The sequence below is a fragment of the Secundilactobacillus paracollinoides genome, from assembly GCF_001702155.1.
GTDB lineage: Bacteria > Bacillota > Bacilli > Lactobacillales > Lactobacillaceae > Secundilactobacillus > Secundilactobacillus paracollinoides.
In genome coordinates this window covers 2,350,782-2,364,638 of sequence record NZ_CP014912.1, presented here as the reverse complement: position 1 = coordinate 2,364,638, position 13,857 = coordinate 2,350,782, and the positions used below count along the sequence as shown (strand labels likewise).

15 protein-coding genes are annotated in these 13,857 nt (G+C 46.8%); 6 read left to right on the top strand and 9 right to left on the bottom strand.

Features of this window, described 5'->3' with window-relative positions; genetic code table 11:
* Positions 1-189: 189 nt before the first annotated feature.
* The gene (ezrA, locus tag AYR61_RS10225; protein ID WP_065902888.1) at positions 190-1,926 is read right to left on the bottom strand and encodes a septation ring formation regulator EzrA; all 1,737 of its coding nucleotides are present in this window, start codon (positions 1,924-1,926) and stop codon (positions 190-192) included.
* Between the two features lie 166 nt (positions 1,927-2,092).
* On the opposite strand from ezrA, the gene AYR61_RS10220 reads away from it, so the two are divergent.
* Together AYR61_RS10220 and rpsD are read left to right on the top strand one after the other, a co-directional pair.
* Entirely contained in the window at positions 2,093-2,560 is a 468-nt protein-coding gene (locus AYR61_RS10220; protein ID WP_056987762.1) for a GAF domain-containing protein, read from the top strand.
* A gap of 195 nt (positions 2,561-2,755) precedes the next feature.
* Entirely contained in the window at positions 2,756-3,364 is a 609-nt protein-coding gene (gene rpsD / locus AYR61_RS10215; RefSeq protein ID WP_065902886.1) for a 30S ribosomal protein S4, read from the top strand.
* Positions 3,365-3,480: 116 nt separating this feature from the next.
* Here rpsD and AYR61_RS15195 read toward each other — a convergent pair whose 3' ends face one another.
* Positions 3,481-3,645 carry a hypothetical protein gene (locus tag AYR61_RS15195; RefSeq protein ID WP_156319310.1) on the bottom strand — a complete coding sequence of 55 codons (165 nt, stop codon included), beginning with the start codon at positions 3,643-3,645 and terminating at the stop codon, positions 3,481-3,483.
* Between the two features lie 12 nt (positions 3,646-3,657).
* Complete coding sequence (locus AYR61_RS10210; protein ID WP_065902884.1) at positions 3,658-4,260, bottom strand: DUF1054 family protein; 603 nt, start codon at positions 4,258-4,260, stop codon at positions 3,658-3,660.
* Between the two features lie 83 nt (positions 4,261-4,343).
* Between AYR61_RS10210 and AYR61_RS10205 the strand changes: the two genes are divergently transcribed.
* The 4 genes from AYR61_RS10205 to AYR61_RS10190 all read left to right on the top strand — a co-directional run bounded on the left by AYR61_RS10205 (position 4,344) and on the right by AYR61_RS10190 (position 7,617).
* Positions 4,344-4,808, top strand: a complete 465-nt coding sequence (locus tag AYR61_RS10205) for a YueI family protein (protein WP_054710371.1) — start codon at positions 4,344-4,346, stop codon at positions 4,806-4,808.
* Positions 4,809-4,891: 83 nt separating this feature from the next.
* Positions 4,892-6,163: a replication-associated recombination protein A gene (locus AYR61_RS10200; protein ID WP_065902882.1), complete on the top strand. Its 1,272-nt coding sequence runs from the start codon at positions 4,892-4,894 to the stop codon at positions 6,161-6,163.
* Between the two features lie 317 nt (positions 6,164-6,480).
* Positions 6,481-6,771: a hypothetical protein gene (locus AYR61_RS10195; protein ID WP_054710374.1), complete on the top strand. Its 291-nt coding sequence runs from the start codon at positions 6,481-6,483 to the stop codon at positions 6,769-6,771.
* Between the two features lie 369 nt (positions 6,772-7,140).
* Positions 7,141-7,617 (top strand): universal stress protein, encoded by a 477-nt coding sequence (locus tag AYR61_RS10190; protein WP_065903908.1) that lies wholly within the window; start codon positions 7,141-7,143, stop codon positions 7,615-7,617.
* Between the two features lie 51 nt (positions 7,618-7,668).
* Here AYR61_RS10190 and AYR61_RS10185 read toward each other — a convergent pair whose 3' ends face one another.
* From AYR61_RS10185 to AYR61_RS10160, 6 genes are all read right to left on the bottom strand, one after another.
* The gene (locus AYR61_RS10185) at positions 7,669-8,214 is read right to left on the bottom strand and encodes a DNA-3-methyladenine glycosylase I (RefSeq protein ID WP_065902880.1); all 546 of its coding nucleotides are present in this window, start codon (positions 8,212-8,214) and stop codon (positions 7,669-7,671) included.
* Positions 8,215-8,249: 35 nt separating this feature from the next.
* Positions 8,250-9,911, bottom strand: a complete 1,662-nt coding sequence (locus AYR61_RS10180) for a glycerophosphodiester phosphodiesterase family protein (RefSeq protein WP_065902879.1) — start codon at positions 9,909-9,911, stop codon at positions 8,250-8,252.
* Positions 9,912-10,762: 851 nt separating this feature from the next.
* The gene (locus AYR61_RS10175; protein WP_065902878.1) at positions 10,763-11,737 is read right to left on the bottom strand and encodes a DUF2785 domain-containing protein; all 975 of its coding nucleotides are present in this window, start codon (positions 11,735-11,737) and stop codon (positions 10,763-10,765) included.
* Positions 11,738-11,838: 101 nt separating this feature from the next.
* A complete protein-coding gene (locus AYR61_RS10170; protein WP_065902876.1) occupies positions 11,839-12,615 on the bottom strand; it encodes a hypothetical protein in 777 nt (258 codons plus the stop codon).
* Positions 12,605-13,477 (bottom strand): ABC transporter ATP-binding protein, encoded by an 873-nt coding sequence (locus AYR61_RS10165; RefSeq protein WP_065902875.1) that lies wholly within the window; start codon positions 13,475-13,477, stop codon positions 12,605-12,607. The genes AYR61_RS10170 and AYR61_RS10165 overlap by 11 nt, the downstream gene beginning before the upstream one ends.
* Complete coding sequence (locus AYR61_RS10160) at positions 13,474-13,845, bottom strand: GntR family transcriptional regulator (RefSeq protein ID WP_065902874.1); 372 nt, start codon at positions 13,843-13,845, stop codon at positions 13,474-13,476. The genes AYR61_RS10165 and AYR61_RS10160 overlap by 4 nt, the downstream gene beginning before the upstream one ends.
* Between the last annotated feature and the right edge of the window lie 12 nt (positions 13,846-13,857).

Genomic DNA, 13,857 nt, shown 5'->3' with positions numbered 1-13,857 from the left:
CTTTCAGAACACGTTTCGGCAATCTAAATAAAAAGCGCCCAAACGATAAAGCAAAACTAGATAACCACGCAAGTACGAACACTATATTCCAAAAAAACACCCACCACTCGCCACATCGCCAAAAAATACCAATCCTCGCCCACAAAAAAAGCACCCACCCCAACCGGGACAGGCACTCACATTCTTCAACTATTCAGCGTCTTCCTCAGGTTCCGGCTTCTTAGCTGTCCCCTTACGCTTATAGTAGTTATCTTCCAACCGTTTATAAGAGCCAGGTTCAACCTGATCCAAAACGGTCGCAATCGTTTCAAGACTCTTTGCATAATCGAACTCTTGATCAAATAACCGTTGCGCTTCCTGACTCGCTTTTGCGACTTCATCATGTGTGAGCCGGTAACGGTTGGCGTATTGAAGCAATTGTTCAGACAACTCGGCACTGTCAACGAGATCAGTCGTTTTTTCAGCCAGAATATCCAGATCCGATTCAATCATGATCAACTGTTTCGTAATTTCTTCCATGTTAATTTGAACCTGATTGATATCGTCATTTAACTTCGCAATCTCATCACGTACCACATTATAGTAGTCTAAGTACGTTTTTGAGACCCCAGGCAAATTCAGATTTTCAACCTGGCGCCGTAAGCCATGCTGCCGCAGTTCAAACTGTTGCAACGTATCACGCGCCTGCTGTTCTTCTTTGACGAGTCCAGAAACCGTCGTATTGATGGTCTGTTGCTGTTCTTCAATCTGTTGCAGATCGTGTTCAGCTTGGGTTTGACGGGCTAAGACTTGCGTGTAGACTGCTTCGTTAGACTGAATGGCTTCGATATCAGCTTGATAAGCACTATCAATGTTTCGAATCTGCTCCTTGAACTCCCGCGCCGTTTCAACTTCTTGGTGATCCAGCGTGTAGTTCAAACTCAGTCGGTCGAGTTCACGGGTCAGCAACGTGTTTTGATTACGCGCATGGGAAATGAATTTTGCCAACGTATCAAGGTTTTCAGTCACCTTTTCTTTAGCGCCCATTTCCTTTTCCATGGTGTCATAGAAGTGGTCGATCTTATTCGTCAACGCGGTGTCGTTAGCCTGAACCTTATCCATATCCAACTGGGTCAGGGCTTCCTTACCAGCCTTGACCTCACCATTGAGGCCCTGGATCTGGTCATGCATGTCTGTTTCCGGATACTTAAATCCTTGGGCACTCAGCGTTGCCTCACCCTGTTGCAGTTCGGTAATTTGTGCTGGGAATTCCGTTTCGAGGTTCTTATACAGTGGCGGGATTTGTTGGATCATTTCTTCAAGATGCTCAGTATCAGTCTGTAATTGTGCTAACAGCTCAGCAGCTTTTTCGTGATCCCCCTGACTCGTGAGTTCACGGAAGCGGTCGTTGTCGTCTTCCAAGGTACCAAGTTGCGTTTCCAGTCCATCGATACTTGGACCGTACATGAAGTTCTTTGCCAGCAAGGTCTTACGCAGATCCTGATATTTTTTCTCCAGTGCTTTGACAGCAGCCTTATGATCTTCATCGACTTTTTTTAGGGCGTCGATCTGTTCGGTTAACTTCGCAATCGCATCCTGAGTGACCTTTAATGAAGACTGGGCCTTTTTTACATTGCTGTGCGTTGCCAGTAATCGATACTGTTTAGCAGCCCCAGTCGCTTGATCTAACTGGGCTTTCAACCGTGGCAACCGTGTCTCATTGAGTGCTGTATAATCGCTAAGCAGCGCCTCAACTTGATCGAGCGTCTTGCCCGTCAAACTCATGGTCTTGACTTGAGCGACCGCCGCCTCCAAGCTGTCAATGTCCAGTCCCTGACGTTCTTGATCAATCGTCTTGAGCTGACGCAACAGATATTGTTGATAAATTAAAATACCGCCATAAATGACGATTGCCAAGATTATAATTCCCACGAAAACCTTAAACATCCAATCCCCGTCCTTCGTTTACCATTTCATATGTATGGTGAACCATTTTTGGTTGTTTTTTATACATTTAGCCATTAAAATCAATTCTAGCTTAAATTATAGCATAGTTAGTGAAAAGGCTTCACCGTAAATTTGAAGATTTATATAATAGTAAAGGGGCGATTTTATGCAAGAAGCAACACCATCGTTAATGAACCAACAAATTGATGCGCTTTTGTATAATGAACACAACTTAATTAGTAACCTGTCTAATGCATCCGCTTTGCTCAACCAATCCCTTGAGGATATCAACTGGGCTGGCTTTTACCTCTATCAGGAGGATACGGATGAATTAATGCTTGGTCCCTTCCAGGGAAACGTTGCCTGTGTGCATATTCAGGTCGGTAACGGCGTCTGCGGCACAGCGTTTAAAGAAGAAAAAACGCTGGTTGTCGAAAACGTCCACGAGTTTCCTGGCCACATTGCCTGCGACTCCGCAAGTAACTCTGAAATCGTGGTGCCGCTGATCAAGGATGGCAAGAAGCTTGGTGTCATGGATATTGACTCCCCTAAGCTGGCCCGCTTTAATGATGACGATAAGGCTGAACTCGAACAGTTCGCGGACATTTTGCTGTCGCACATTGACATTGCCTAGTGTTTCGCGGTACACTACTCTTTGTGTAAAATAATGCGGCGGTAAGCGGTAAGCTCGTCAACAGGTCACTGCCCACTTGGTGGTTCAGTTAGTAACCTGCGGCTGCACAGGGCGAACTCTGCAAAGCGATCTGCACGAATACTGTGCTTACGAAGAATTATTTTACTCCAACTAAAATTATTGGAGGATTCATTTATGTCACGTTATACAGGCCCAAGCTGGCGCATTTCACGTCGTCTTGGTATCTCCCTTTCAGGGACTGGTAAAGAATTAGCTCGTCGTCCTTACGCTCCTGGTGATCACGGTCAAGGCCGTCGTCAAAAGTTGTCAGAATATGGGACCCAACTTCGCGAAAAGCAAAAGTTACGGTTCACTTACGGCTTAACTGAACGTCAATTTAAAAACTTGTTCGTTCGTGCCGGTAAGATTCGTGAAGGCAAGCATGGTGTTAACTTCATGATCTTGCTCGAACGTCGTTTGGACAACGTTGTTTACCGGTTAGGTTTGGCAACTACTCGTCGCCAAGCACGTCAATTGGTTAACCACGGTCACATCACTGTTGATGGCAAGCGTGTGGACATTCCTTCATACGAAGTTAAGCCAGGCCAAGTGATCAGTGTTCGTGAAAAGTCCAAGGATATGCAAATCATCAAGGACGCTGTTGAAGCAGTCGTTGGTCGTTCTCAATACGTTGAATTCGACGCCGACAAGCTTGAAGGCTCATTGTCACGGTTACCACAACGTGAAGAACTTGATGCTGATATCGACGAATCACTTATCGTTGAATACTACAACAAGCTATAGTCTTTTGCGTCAACTCAAAAAGCAACTTGCCATTTGGCAAGTTGCTTTTTTTTGCTCAAACTTCCTGGTGCATTGGCGTGAGAGCCGCTGCCAGTAACTTAAGGTTGGTGACCATTTTAAAAGGTCGGAATCCCCACAACTATCAGGAACAAGGCTGCGATGACCACAAGCGTTAACCCCACCATACCAAAAATAATCACGGTGCGATTGCCTTGAAAGGCGCCGAGACTAATCGCAATCAACATGATGATGAGCAGAACACCAAGTATCATTGTCATCATGATTCCCCCACCCTATTTGTCAGCGACCAGCGCCGAATAGAATGGTGCTAGTTCATGCGTCGTGTCGACGAGGATCTGTTTAAGATCATTGGGATGATTAAACACATCATCATCCTGAAGCCACTGCCGACCGACCATAAAGTCTGCTTGTTTGACCGTTTCATAGCGGGTCAATTGTTGTTTGAGGCCATTCATCGTGACTGGACCGCTCTTTTTAGCCATATGATCTGGGCTGATTTCAAACCGACTCGGTAATTTGACCAGCTCAGGTAATAACCTTTGCCAGCGATTGATCATTAAATCGCGGTCAGTTGCCTCCGCCAGACTCGCAAGCCACAAGAATAACCGGTCATCCCCAAACCCAAGCATCAGGTGCGGTGTCATTTTATAACCCCGTGGATTTTGGTTAAATGCGATCCAGGTATTCATCGGCGGATTTTTGAACCGGCGCAAGTGCTTGGCAATGTGATCTGAGACTGGTTGGTCTTGACCTAAAGCAGCCTTGATTGTCGGTGCAATCGCCTCAAATTTTGGATCGATCACACCGCGGACACCAGCCATCCGGCCAGCTAATGTTTGGTCCTTAAATACGTCAAAATCTTCTTGATTAAACATTGCAGTCACCCCTGTCGTTAACTTCGATTAAGCCTGAAACCTATGTTATACTAGATGGACTAAGAAAGAAAGGTTGACGAAATATGCCAGAAAAAGATCAAATGAGTGCCCACCTTGACAATGCCATGTATGGGACGCCAATGTTGCACCCGGATGAACAACGTCAATATTTAGGCACTTTTCGTGAACGGGTCTCCCTGCTTGTCACCGTGCAGGAGATTCGTGACAAACAGTTCCAGGATGCGCTCACGCAAGAAATCAGCGCCCATCCGGACTACCAAGTCATCTTCAACGGCCATCTCGAAGCTGCCGAATTGGCACCGTACATGGGTATTGCCAGCAAGGCTGGGACAAAGTTCACCATCGTTTCAGATGATTTTTATCCACACCAGCCAGACAGCGCTGGGTTCGTGGTCGTTGCTAAAAATGCCATCAATGTGTATCCCATTGAAGCAACCAAAAAATATCCTGACAAACCGGCATCCAATGCCAAACCGCAACAATCAAATTCCGTGCTTGATAAACTCAAACACCGTTTTGGCTTATAGAAACGCCAACGTCGCCGACTTCGGTCAGGCGACGTTTCTATTGCCAGCACTTATTAGACCCTCAATTGAAAGGAGTGACAACCTTGCCACAACCGCTTGCCTACCGCATGCGCCCACAACGGATCGAAGATGTGATCGGCCAACAACACCTCGTTGGCCCAGGAAAAATCATCAGTCGCATGGTGCAGGCTAAAATGCTCTCCTCCATGATCCTCTACGGGCCGCCGGGAACTGGAAAAACAAGTATCGCGAGTGCCATTGCGGGCTCAACGAAATACGCTTTTCGTAAACTGAACGCAGCGACGGATTCAAAAAAAGATCTTCAAATCGTGGCCGAAGAAGCCAAGATGAGCGGGACCGTTATCCTGTTGCTTGACGAAATTCACCGGCTGGATAAAACTAAACAAGACTTTCTGCTGCCACACCTAGAAAGCGGTCGAATCGTTCTTATCGGGGCGACAACGGAAAATCCTTACATCAACATTAATCCTGCCATTCGCAGTCGGACACAGATCTTTGAAGTGCATCCGTTAACGCCCGATGACATTCGGACAGCCATCGACCGGGCACTGAGTGATAGCGAAAACGGCCTTGGTGATCAAAATGTTCAGTTAGATGATGATGCCGAATCATTTTTAACGACGGCAACGAATGGTGACTTGCGAAGTGCCCTCAACGGCCTAGAATTAGCCGCTAGGTCCACTCCTGCCGACGACGATGTCATTCACCTCACCCTGCCGATCATTGAAGAATGTGTCCAAAAAAAGGCCTTTAGCCATGATAAGGATGGTGACGCTCATTACGACGTCATTTCCGCGTTTCAAAAATCAATTCGCGGCAGTGATACTGACGCCGCACTCCATTACTTGGCCCGATTAGTCACTGCTGGCGACATGCAGTCGATCGTGCGGCGGCTCATGGTCATTGCCTATGAAGATGTTGGCCTCGCCAATCCGCCAGCTTGCGCTCGGGTGGTGAATGCTGTTTACGCCGCAGAACACCTGGGGTTTCCAGAAGGCCGCATTCCCCTCGCTGATGCCGTGATTGAATTGTGCCTCTCGTCTAAATCGAATTCTGGCATGGCAGCCATTGATGCTGCCATGAGTGACGTTGCCAAGGGCCGTGGCGGTGACATTCCAGCTCATCTGAAAGATGCCCACTACGCCGGCGCTGCGAAGCTCGGCCACGGCGTTGACTACAAGTACCCGCATAACTTCGACAATGACTGGGTCAAACAGCAGTACCTCCCCGACCCGATCAAAAATGTGCAGTATTACGAACCGAAACAAAATGGCAAGTTTGAAACCGCACTGGGCGAGCAATATACGCGTCTGCGAAAAGCCCAGGGCCATTAGTCACAAAAGTTGTCAAAACAACGTTTCTGTGCTACGATACATGTGAGTTCTAGGGTGTTCGCCTTGCCCATCATACGTGTTTGCCGAACAACTAGTTTTACATTGGGACATGGGTAGATGTTCATAGCGATGACAGGCCTTATCACTTGGTAGTCAGAGTCATGGCCTGCCCGTCCCACCTGCTTACAAGCGGGCCAAAACCTATCGGGCAATTAACGGCACTATTAGATCTTTCAAAGTGGCAACACTTTGAGGACTGGCTTGCACCTTGTAAGCCAGCCTTTTTCTTTTTAAAGAAAATTTGGAGGTTTTTTATTTTGGCCATCACCATTCTCATGATTCTCTACACCCTGCTGACCTTTTTTATTGGGGGCTTCTTTCTTGCCCATCAGCACAAACCCTTTTTGATCTTTCATCCTGAAGCGAACAAACCACTATCTGGCGTCATCAAGTTCGGTGGCTACTCACTCGTCATTCTTGGCGTTGTTGCCGCTGCAGCAACAATCAGTCAAAATACAGTCTTTATCTGTATTGCGCTATTTATTGGGGTAGCTGATATTGTTGGCGTTCAGTTGATGTTGGTCAGTTTCTTTCCGAAAGCTAAATGATTTTTGAATACTCATTAGCGTCTGGGGCGGTTGGCCTTGGACGCTTTTTGGGTTTGTGAGATTTTTGGAAATGGTATTTTTTTGTTAGGGTGCTTTTTCTGTTTTTGTTGTTCTGTTTGTTTTCAGAAAACCCTCTTCGCTATCTCGCTCTCCTGTCCTCGAGTCGAAACGAGCTCCGCAAGGCTGAGGGCTCCTGCAGAAGCCAACTCTGGCAAAAAATCCAGGCCCGGGATTTTCTGCCAGAGTTAGCTTCTGCTCCGCCCTCAAACCGCCTTGCTCCGCTCTCTTTAAAAACGCCACCACATTTTTCTTTTTATTTTCCGCAAAATAACGTAAGATAGAGTTAACAAGTGAGAGAGGTGAGTCATGATGCTACAACAATACAATCATATCTTAGTACCAGTTGATGGTTCTTACGAGGCCGAATTAGCCTTTAAGAAAGCCGTTGCCGTTGCCAAACGAAATGATGCGGACCTTCATTTGGTTCACGTTGTGGATACGCGGGCGTTTCAAAATATTTCTAGTTTTGATACAACCATGGTGGAAGAGGTTACCGATACCGCCAAGAAGACTCTGGACAAATACATCCAAGAAGCCAAGGATTCCGGAATTTCTGACGTGGATTACTCAATTGAGTACGGTGCGCCAAAGACCATCATTTCCCGTGAGATTCCAAAGAAGTTAGACATCGACCTGATTATGATCGGTGCGACTGGGTTAAACGCTGTTGAGCGGCTCCTCATCGGGTCAGTTACTGAATACGTGACCCGGACAGCCGTTTGTGACGTTCTCGTTGTGAGAACTGACCAAGAAAACAAACCGGCGCAAAAAACAACTGGTGAATAAGTCACTTTAAAAGCGTGGTAGAAGGATAACCCCTTCTACCACGCTTTTAATTTACAGTAATTCTAATCGCCGATAACAGTCCGTTTCATGATCATTGATCACACCGGATGCCTGCAAAAACGCATAGCAGGATTTGAGACCAACTCGTTTGAATCCAAGGTGGCTCAGCGTATGAACTAAATCCGCATTAAACCGCGCGCAAACATCTGTCTCGTGTGTCCGTTGCAATAAAACGGCATTCGTCCACACGGCTTCGGTCAGTGACCAGTCCAGATCATGCAGTGCGACTAGCACCTTGGCATTTGCGATAACTGCTGAGATCTTCTGCCGGTTACGAATAATGGTCTCATCGACGCATAACACATCGATCTGCTCATCACGCAACGCCGCGATTGCCTCAGGCTCAAAATCCATAAAGGCTTCCCGCAATGCTGATCGGTATTTTAAAACCAATTGCCAATTGAGACCCGCTTGAAAAATTTCAAGTGATAGGTTCTCAAATAGTTGCCGTTCGTCTCGTGTGGGCACGCCCCACTCTAAATCATGATACAGCAGTAACTGCGTACTTTTTGCTGCCCATGAACAACGCTCTGTCATGTAAATCATCTCCTTTACGTATACCTACGTAAAGATTAGATGAATTGGCTGATTAAACTTTGTATAATTGCCCAATTAAATTGGCTGGGCTGCTCACGGTTCATTTCTTGTAACACCGTCAATCGATCAGTGATCTGCCCATCGACACCGTAAACACGCATGAGCTGCATCTGACTTAAATGGTTCGGTGTCCAGGCAAAGACCGGTGCGCCAATCGAATGCGCCTGTTGCACAATTGTTTTGCCTAATCCAATGGCCTGAACCGAATAAAAATCAGCCGGTAAGTGCTTCACGGAAACCAGGTTAAAGGGCACAATGTACCCAACTATCAGATTAGGCACCTCTTTTTTGAGATCCTTCACCGTTTGATAGTTCATGGTATGCACAAAATCGCGGTCGGCGACAAGGGTATTCCCATACTGGGCAGCAAACCGCTTGGCTAGATTTTTCGAGTCATCCGGCGTGACTTTAATTTCAACGATGACCCGTTGTTTATACTGCTTAGCCACTCTTAAATAGTCAGCTAAATCGGTCAAGTAAACTTTGCGACCATCTTCCGTGACCTTAATCTTAGTCAATTTTGCCAGCGACGTTTTTTGAATGTTGGCTAACTTACCATTGTTGGCTTCTCGAACGCGTTGATTGTGACAAACCACAAATTTGCCATCACGCGTCTCTTGAACATCGATCTCAACATAGTTTGGGTGATCCTTCACCGTTTTTTCCAAGGAATCAAGCGTGTTTGGCACCCCATTATTATCAACAGCACCACGGTGTGCAACGGTCGTTGAGGCCGACGCAGGCGAGCTAAAGTGAAAGGCCTGAAAACTAAATAAGGCTACTAAAATCAGCACAAGTCCAGCTGGGAACCACGCCATTGTGTGCGTCGCATCATCCTTATCAAACACAGGTTTGAAACTAGGCTGCCCTAACGCTTCCCAAACCATGGCGACCATTAAACAGCTCAGTGCCATGACGGTAAACGTAATAAGAATGATCATGACCACTACACTTAGAAATTTGCCCAGCGTCTGTGAGGTAATGGTCGGCATGAGTGCCCGAAATCTAAAGATCACAGCCTCATCGATCACGACAACGGGCACCATGATACGAAGAAATGGTCGAATGAACACCCGCTGGAACTGCCAAAGTGATTTTAATCCGTGTCGCTGCGGTTCCCGGCGGTTAATGATCCCGTTGACCACTCGGTAAGTTAATAACATGAATAGCGTCAAAACAATCAAGTAGCCGATAGCGACCAGGACCAGCCAAATACGGCGATACATCACAAAATTATCCATCACGTGAACCGGCAACCGAACCAAATTAATAAATGCGGAAGAAAACCCAACGTCGCCAAACGGTGCCCAGACGAGCAGCAACAAGAGTTCCATGACGAGTAAGGGCAGCCAGTGTTTCTTGAATCGGCGCCAGGTCGTCAACAGAAGCAAGTCATTTTGGTTGATAAGCTGATTAGATGCAAATAACGCCGTGGTGACCAGCGTCACCTCAAAGGGTAGCCCGGCAAGAAATCCCACGACTAAAACCAGCTTGGCGACAACCAAGCCGGCATTTAACATGAGAATTTGCATGGTCATGAGCAGTGCCATAAGCAGTAACCAGCCAAGGTTAACAGAACGTACCTTTAACAACTGATAGCTCATCGAAAATAAACGTTTATAATAACTCGACTTCATTTGGGTGTCCTTTTTTATAGTATAGAGTGTGGAAGGAGACGATTAGGGGGCGGATCATAAGTTGCTTACGCAGTAGCCCTCTGTCTCCTGGAGGGTCTTTCCAATGTTGGGTGAATAAATGGCGCTGATATGTCGCTTTGTTGCACCGTTCGGCCCTGCAGGCTGAGGTGGGGTCGCTCCGGAGCTATTGAATGTCCTTTCAGACATTCAAGGATCTCCTACGTCTCCCGTGTTACTAGGCAAGGAAAGAACCCTTGCCAACTAACACCAACACCACAGCCTGCAATGCCGAACGGCTCCACTACGCTACGATTCTTGAACGCCTCAACATTGAAAATAAGTGTTCATAGTAGTGCTCAGAAGCTGGCTAGTTAATCGTGATTGTCAATTGTCACATCGTAAGAAGCATTGCTACCGAGAGTCTGACAAGCAGTCGAGGGCGGATTCTCTTCGAACTTGGTCTAACGCTAGTGTGTTGCTAACTTTTCTGAAAAGTAAGCTCAACGTGAGTGGAATGCAGCAATTCGGCAGGTTGTCGTGGTGTCGACATCAGTTAGCGACCGTTTCTTGGTCGGTTACTGATGTGCGAGACGACTGAGATCCACTCGAGAGCTGCGCAGCAGAAATCGAGTTAGCTCAGTCGCGAGCCACTACGACGGCCTGCCGAATTGCGGAATGCAACGGACTATCACCTAACATTGGAAAGACCCCTCCTGGAACACGTTTCGGCAATGTCATCTAGAAAGCAGAAAATCTACGCCTGCTTGCGCCGCACATGTCGCCAAGAATGCTGCCGCAAGAGTTGCTTTTAACAATCAAAACACAAACCAGGCTAAAACAGCAGGCAAATCCTAAGCCAAAAAATCGATAATCGAATTCAAATAAGCCATAATCTGATCATTAAAGTCATGGCGAATAATCATGGCCTCTATCAATCGTCCGCGGTTATACACCCGGTTCCAAACACCCTGGGTTTCCGCAGATTGAATGATGGTCATTTCCTGACGCCAGCGTTTTAACTGAGTCAAAAAATAGTCAGCATAGAGCTGGTTTTTATTGGTCAGTCGTGAAAAATACCCTGCCAACCGCTGCGGTTCTCCAAAAATCAAGGCGCCATCCAACTGCTTGTAGCGTTCAATGATCAGTGCCAGCATCAGTAACTTATCCGCCCGTGTTAACCGTGGCCGTTCAGACAACTCATCTAACAAGTTGCCGATGTGCGTGTAGGCGTGAGCCCACCCCTGTTGGCCGATAAAGCCGCGGGTATCGCGCTCTAATAAAATATAGAGGGCAAATTGATCCACAACTTGGGCTTCCAGATCTTCATCCAAAAAATGATAGGCAACCCGATCTGCATAGATGACGACTGAAAGTAAGAGTACCGCAAATGAACGTTGATACACGGCCTCATTTTCAGGTTCAAAAATATGGCTGAACAACACACTGTCACTACTGAGATAGCGCACCATCATGGTCATCTGACTATTCGTCAGCAAGTGCTGTTGAATCAAATCATTAAACAGGAAATAGATGCCCTTATCCCGAATTTTTGGATCTGGTGACCCAATATGGTGTAACAGAGAAATGACATCCTGGTCCCGTAATTCTGTTAGCGTTTCATTTTGAATCTGGTCGTTTAGCTGCAGTAACAGCGGCCGGATCCCGTCATCGTCGTTTGGCAACTGAACCGGGGTCGGTGGCACAATTTTTGCTTCCTTGATCAGGTCCTCCAGCTTGGGGCCTAGGGATTGATATAGTTTACCTGCGTTAACTTCATCTTTATAGGTCTGCAACTGGTGTCGCAACGTGTCAATTTGATCGTCCACTCTTTTCGCCCCGTTTCTGTCTGTCTAGACGTGTCCATTTTTAACTAATACTGCTATTTTAGCATGTTTCTGTCCATATTAATAATGGCGTTCAGGAAGGCTTATCGCGGCACGCGTAATTTTAAAGTAAATCCGTATGAGATTCCCAGCATAATCAGAATGTAGAGCGTTCCAGAAATCATCGGTGCAAACGGGTTCAAATAGCCCTGGGCCTGCTTGTGATAGCCAACCATGAACGTAAGCGCATCGTAGATCCAGGTCAGTTTTAGACTGCTCGTCGTGTTCACTGAGATCAAGACAGTCAAGATGATAAACAGTAAAATCGGGATGCCGACGATCAAAATAATTTGAACTCTGCGCGAAAACAAACCGAGAATACTGCCGACTGCCATACTTGTTGCAAGAAAACAGCCAATAAATAAAATCGTGATCACAACAACGGCCAGTCTGTCAGCCACTTGGTTGTGAAAACACTTGCCATAAAGGTCAAAGAAGACCATGGTCCCAGAGTGGCGACTGGTGATGACGTTCTCATATAACCAACCGTACAACACATTGATCACTTCACCAACGAGCACGATGACGCCAAGCACGGCCGTCTTTGACCAAAAATAAGTCTTCCGCCCGATACCATTTTGAATAAATAGCTTGAACCCATCATAAGTGATGGCGCCGTAGACCACTAAGAAAATCCCAAGAACAATACTGGTCAGCCCACCTGGGAGCGCATCGCTTAATGTGTAATGTTGCGCCTGCCCCAGGACAACCGTGATCAGCGTGGGCAGGATCACGATGCCCGCAATGGCCCAGACATAGAACCACCCGAGCGCTTTTAGATAGGTTTTGAATTGGTATGAAAATCCAGCTTTAAATCTCACGATGGCCCCCCTGACTGGTTAGATAAATAAAGAGTTTCTGCAGATCAATGTGACTCACAGTCACCGTGTCCGGAATTTCGCGCTGGTCATCAAGTTGGCCATAAACGTAGTGAACCAATAAATTGCCCAAACTTTCCTGACCGATCACGTTCAGATCTGCCGTATAAGTCTGCACTTCCTTGGCTGGCCCCGTGACAGCGTACCCTTCCTGAAGTACATTTTCAGTTGTGTCGTTAACAAGCAGCTGATGGTCTTGAATCACAAAGACGCGTTCGATCACGTTCGCAATTTCTTCGATAAGATGCGTTGAGATCACAAACGAACGTGGCGTCTTAGCATAACTATCGATCAGTTCCTCATAAAACAACTGCCGGTGATTCGCATCCAGCCCCAGCGTGGGCTCATCTAAAAACACGTAGTCCACATCCACTGCCAGGGCAATGATCAGCTTCATAACGGAGCGATAACCAGTTGATAATTTATTAAACCGGGTCTGCGGATCCAGTTCAAATTTCGCAACCAGCTCATCCGCATAGGCAGCGTCAAATCCCTGATACATCTGGGCAGTGAGTTTAAAGATCTCACTCACCCGCAGCCGCGGCGGGTAAAGGTTGGCTTCACTCATCATGTAAATACGATTCAATAGCGCGTCATTGTTTGCTAAGGGCGTCCCGTCAATCGTCACCGTCCCGGTCGCAATCGGCAGCCGGTTCGTAATCAAGTTCAACAAGGTACTCTTACCGGCACCATTGCGGCCAAGCAGACCATAGATGGTATTGGGTTCAATTGTCAGGTTAATATCTGTCAGGACCGTCTTTTTGCCAAACGATTTGGATAGTCCCGTTACTTTAATTGGATTCATGCCTGTTCATACGCCCGTTTCACCATCTCAATGATTGCCGTCTCCGGCAACGATAATTTTTTTGCTTCGCTGACCAGGTTGGACACGAAATCAGCGTAGAACTCATCTTGTCGTTTCGTTCGAATTTTGTCATTGGCGCCAGTTGTTACAAACATGCCTAACCCCCGTTTCTTTTCTAGAAAGCCGCTATCCACAAGAATGTTCATGCCCTTCAGCACCGTTGCCGGATTGATGTGGAACTGTTTTGAAATTTCCGCGGTGGACGGCACCTGCTCACCTTCCTGAAAGCTGTTTAAGAAGATAGCCTCCTCCAATTGATCGGCTACCTGTAAATATAGCGGTTCTGTACTGTCAAAATTAAACTGCATTTTTCACCACCC

Coding starts and splice junctions, on each gene's coding strand:
- AYR61_RS10180 (WP_065902879.1), bottom strand. CDS start 9,911: ATGAAGTCGAGTTATTATAAACGTTTATTTTCGATGAGCTATCAGTTG.
- AYR61_RS10220 (WP_056987762.1), top strand. CDS start 2,093: ATGCAAGAAGCAACACCATCGTTAATGAACCAACAAATTGATGCGCTT.
- AYR61_RS10210 (WP_065902884.1), bottom strand. CDS start 4,260: ATGTTTAATCAAGAAGATTTTGACGTATTTAAGGACCAAACATTAGCT.
- ezrA (WP_065902888.1), bottom strand. CDS start 1,926: ATGTTTAAGGTTTTCGTGGGAATTATAATCTTGGCAATCGTCATTTAT.
- AYR61_RS10160 (WP_065902874.1), bottom strand. CDS start 13,845: ATGCAGTTTAATTTTGACAGTACAGAACCGCTATATTTACAGGTAGCC.
- AYR61_RS10165 (WP_065902875.1), bottom strand. CDS start 13,477: ATGAATCCAATTAAAGTAACGGGACTATCCAAATCGTTTGGCAAAAAG.
- AYR61_RS10185 (WP_065902880.1), bottom strand. CDS start 8,214: ATGACAGAGCGTTGTTCATGGGCAGCAAAAAGTACGCAGTTACTGCTG.
- AYR61_RS10205 (WP_054710371.1), top strand. CDS start 4,344: ATGCCAGAAAAAGATCAAATGAGTGCCCACCTTGACAATGCCATGTAT.
- rpsD (WP_065902886.1), top strand. CDS start 2,756: ATGTCACGTTATACAGGCCCAAGCTGGCGCATTTCACGTCGTCTTGGT.
- AYR61_RS15195 (WP_156319310.1), bottom strand. CDS start 3,645: ATGATGACAATGATACTTGGTGTTCTGCTCATCATCATGTTGATTGCG.
- AYR61_RS10190 (WP_065903908.1), top strand. CDS start 7,141: ATGCTACAACAATACAATCATATCTTAGTACCAGTTGATGGTTCTTAC.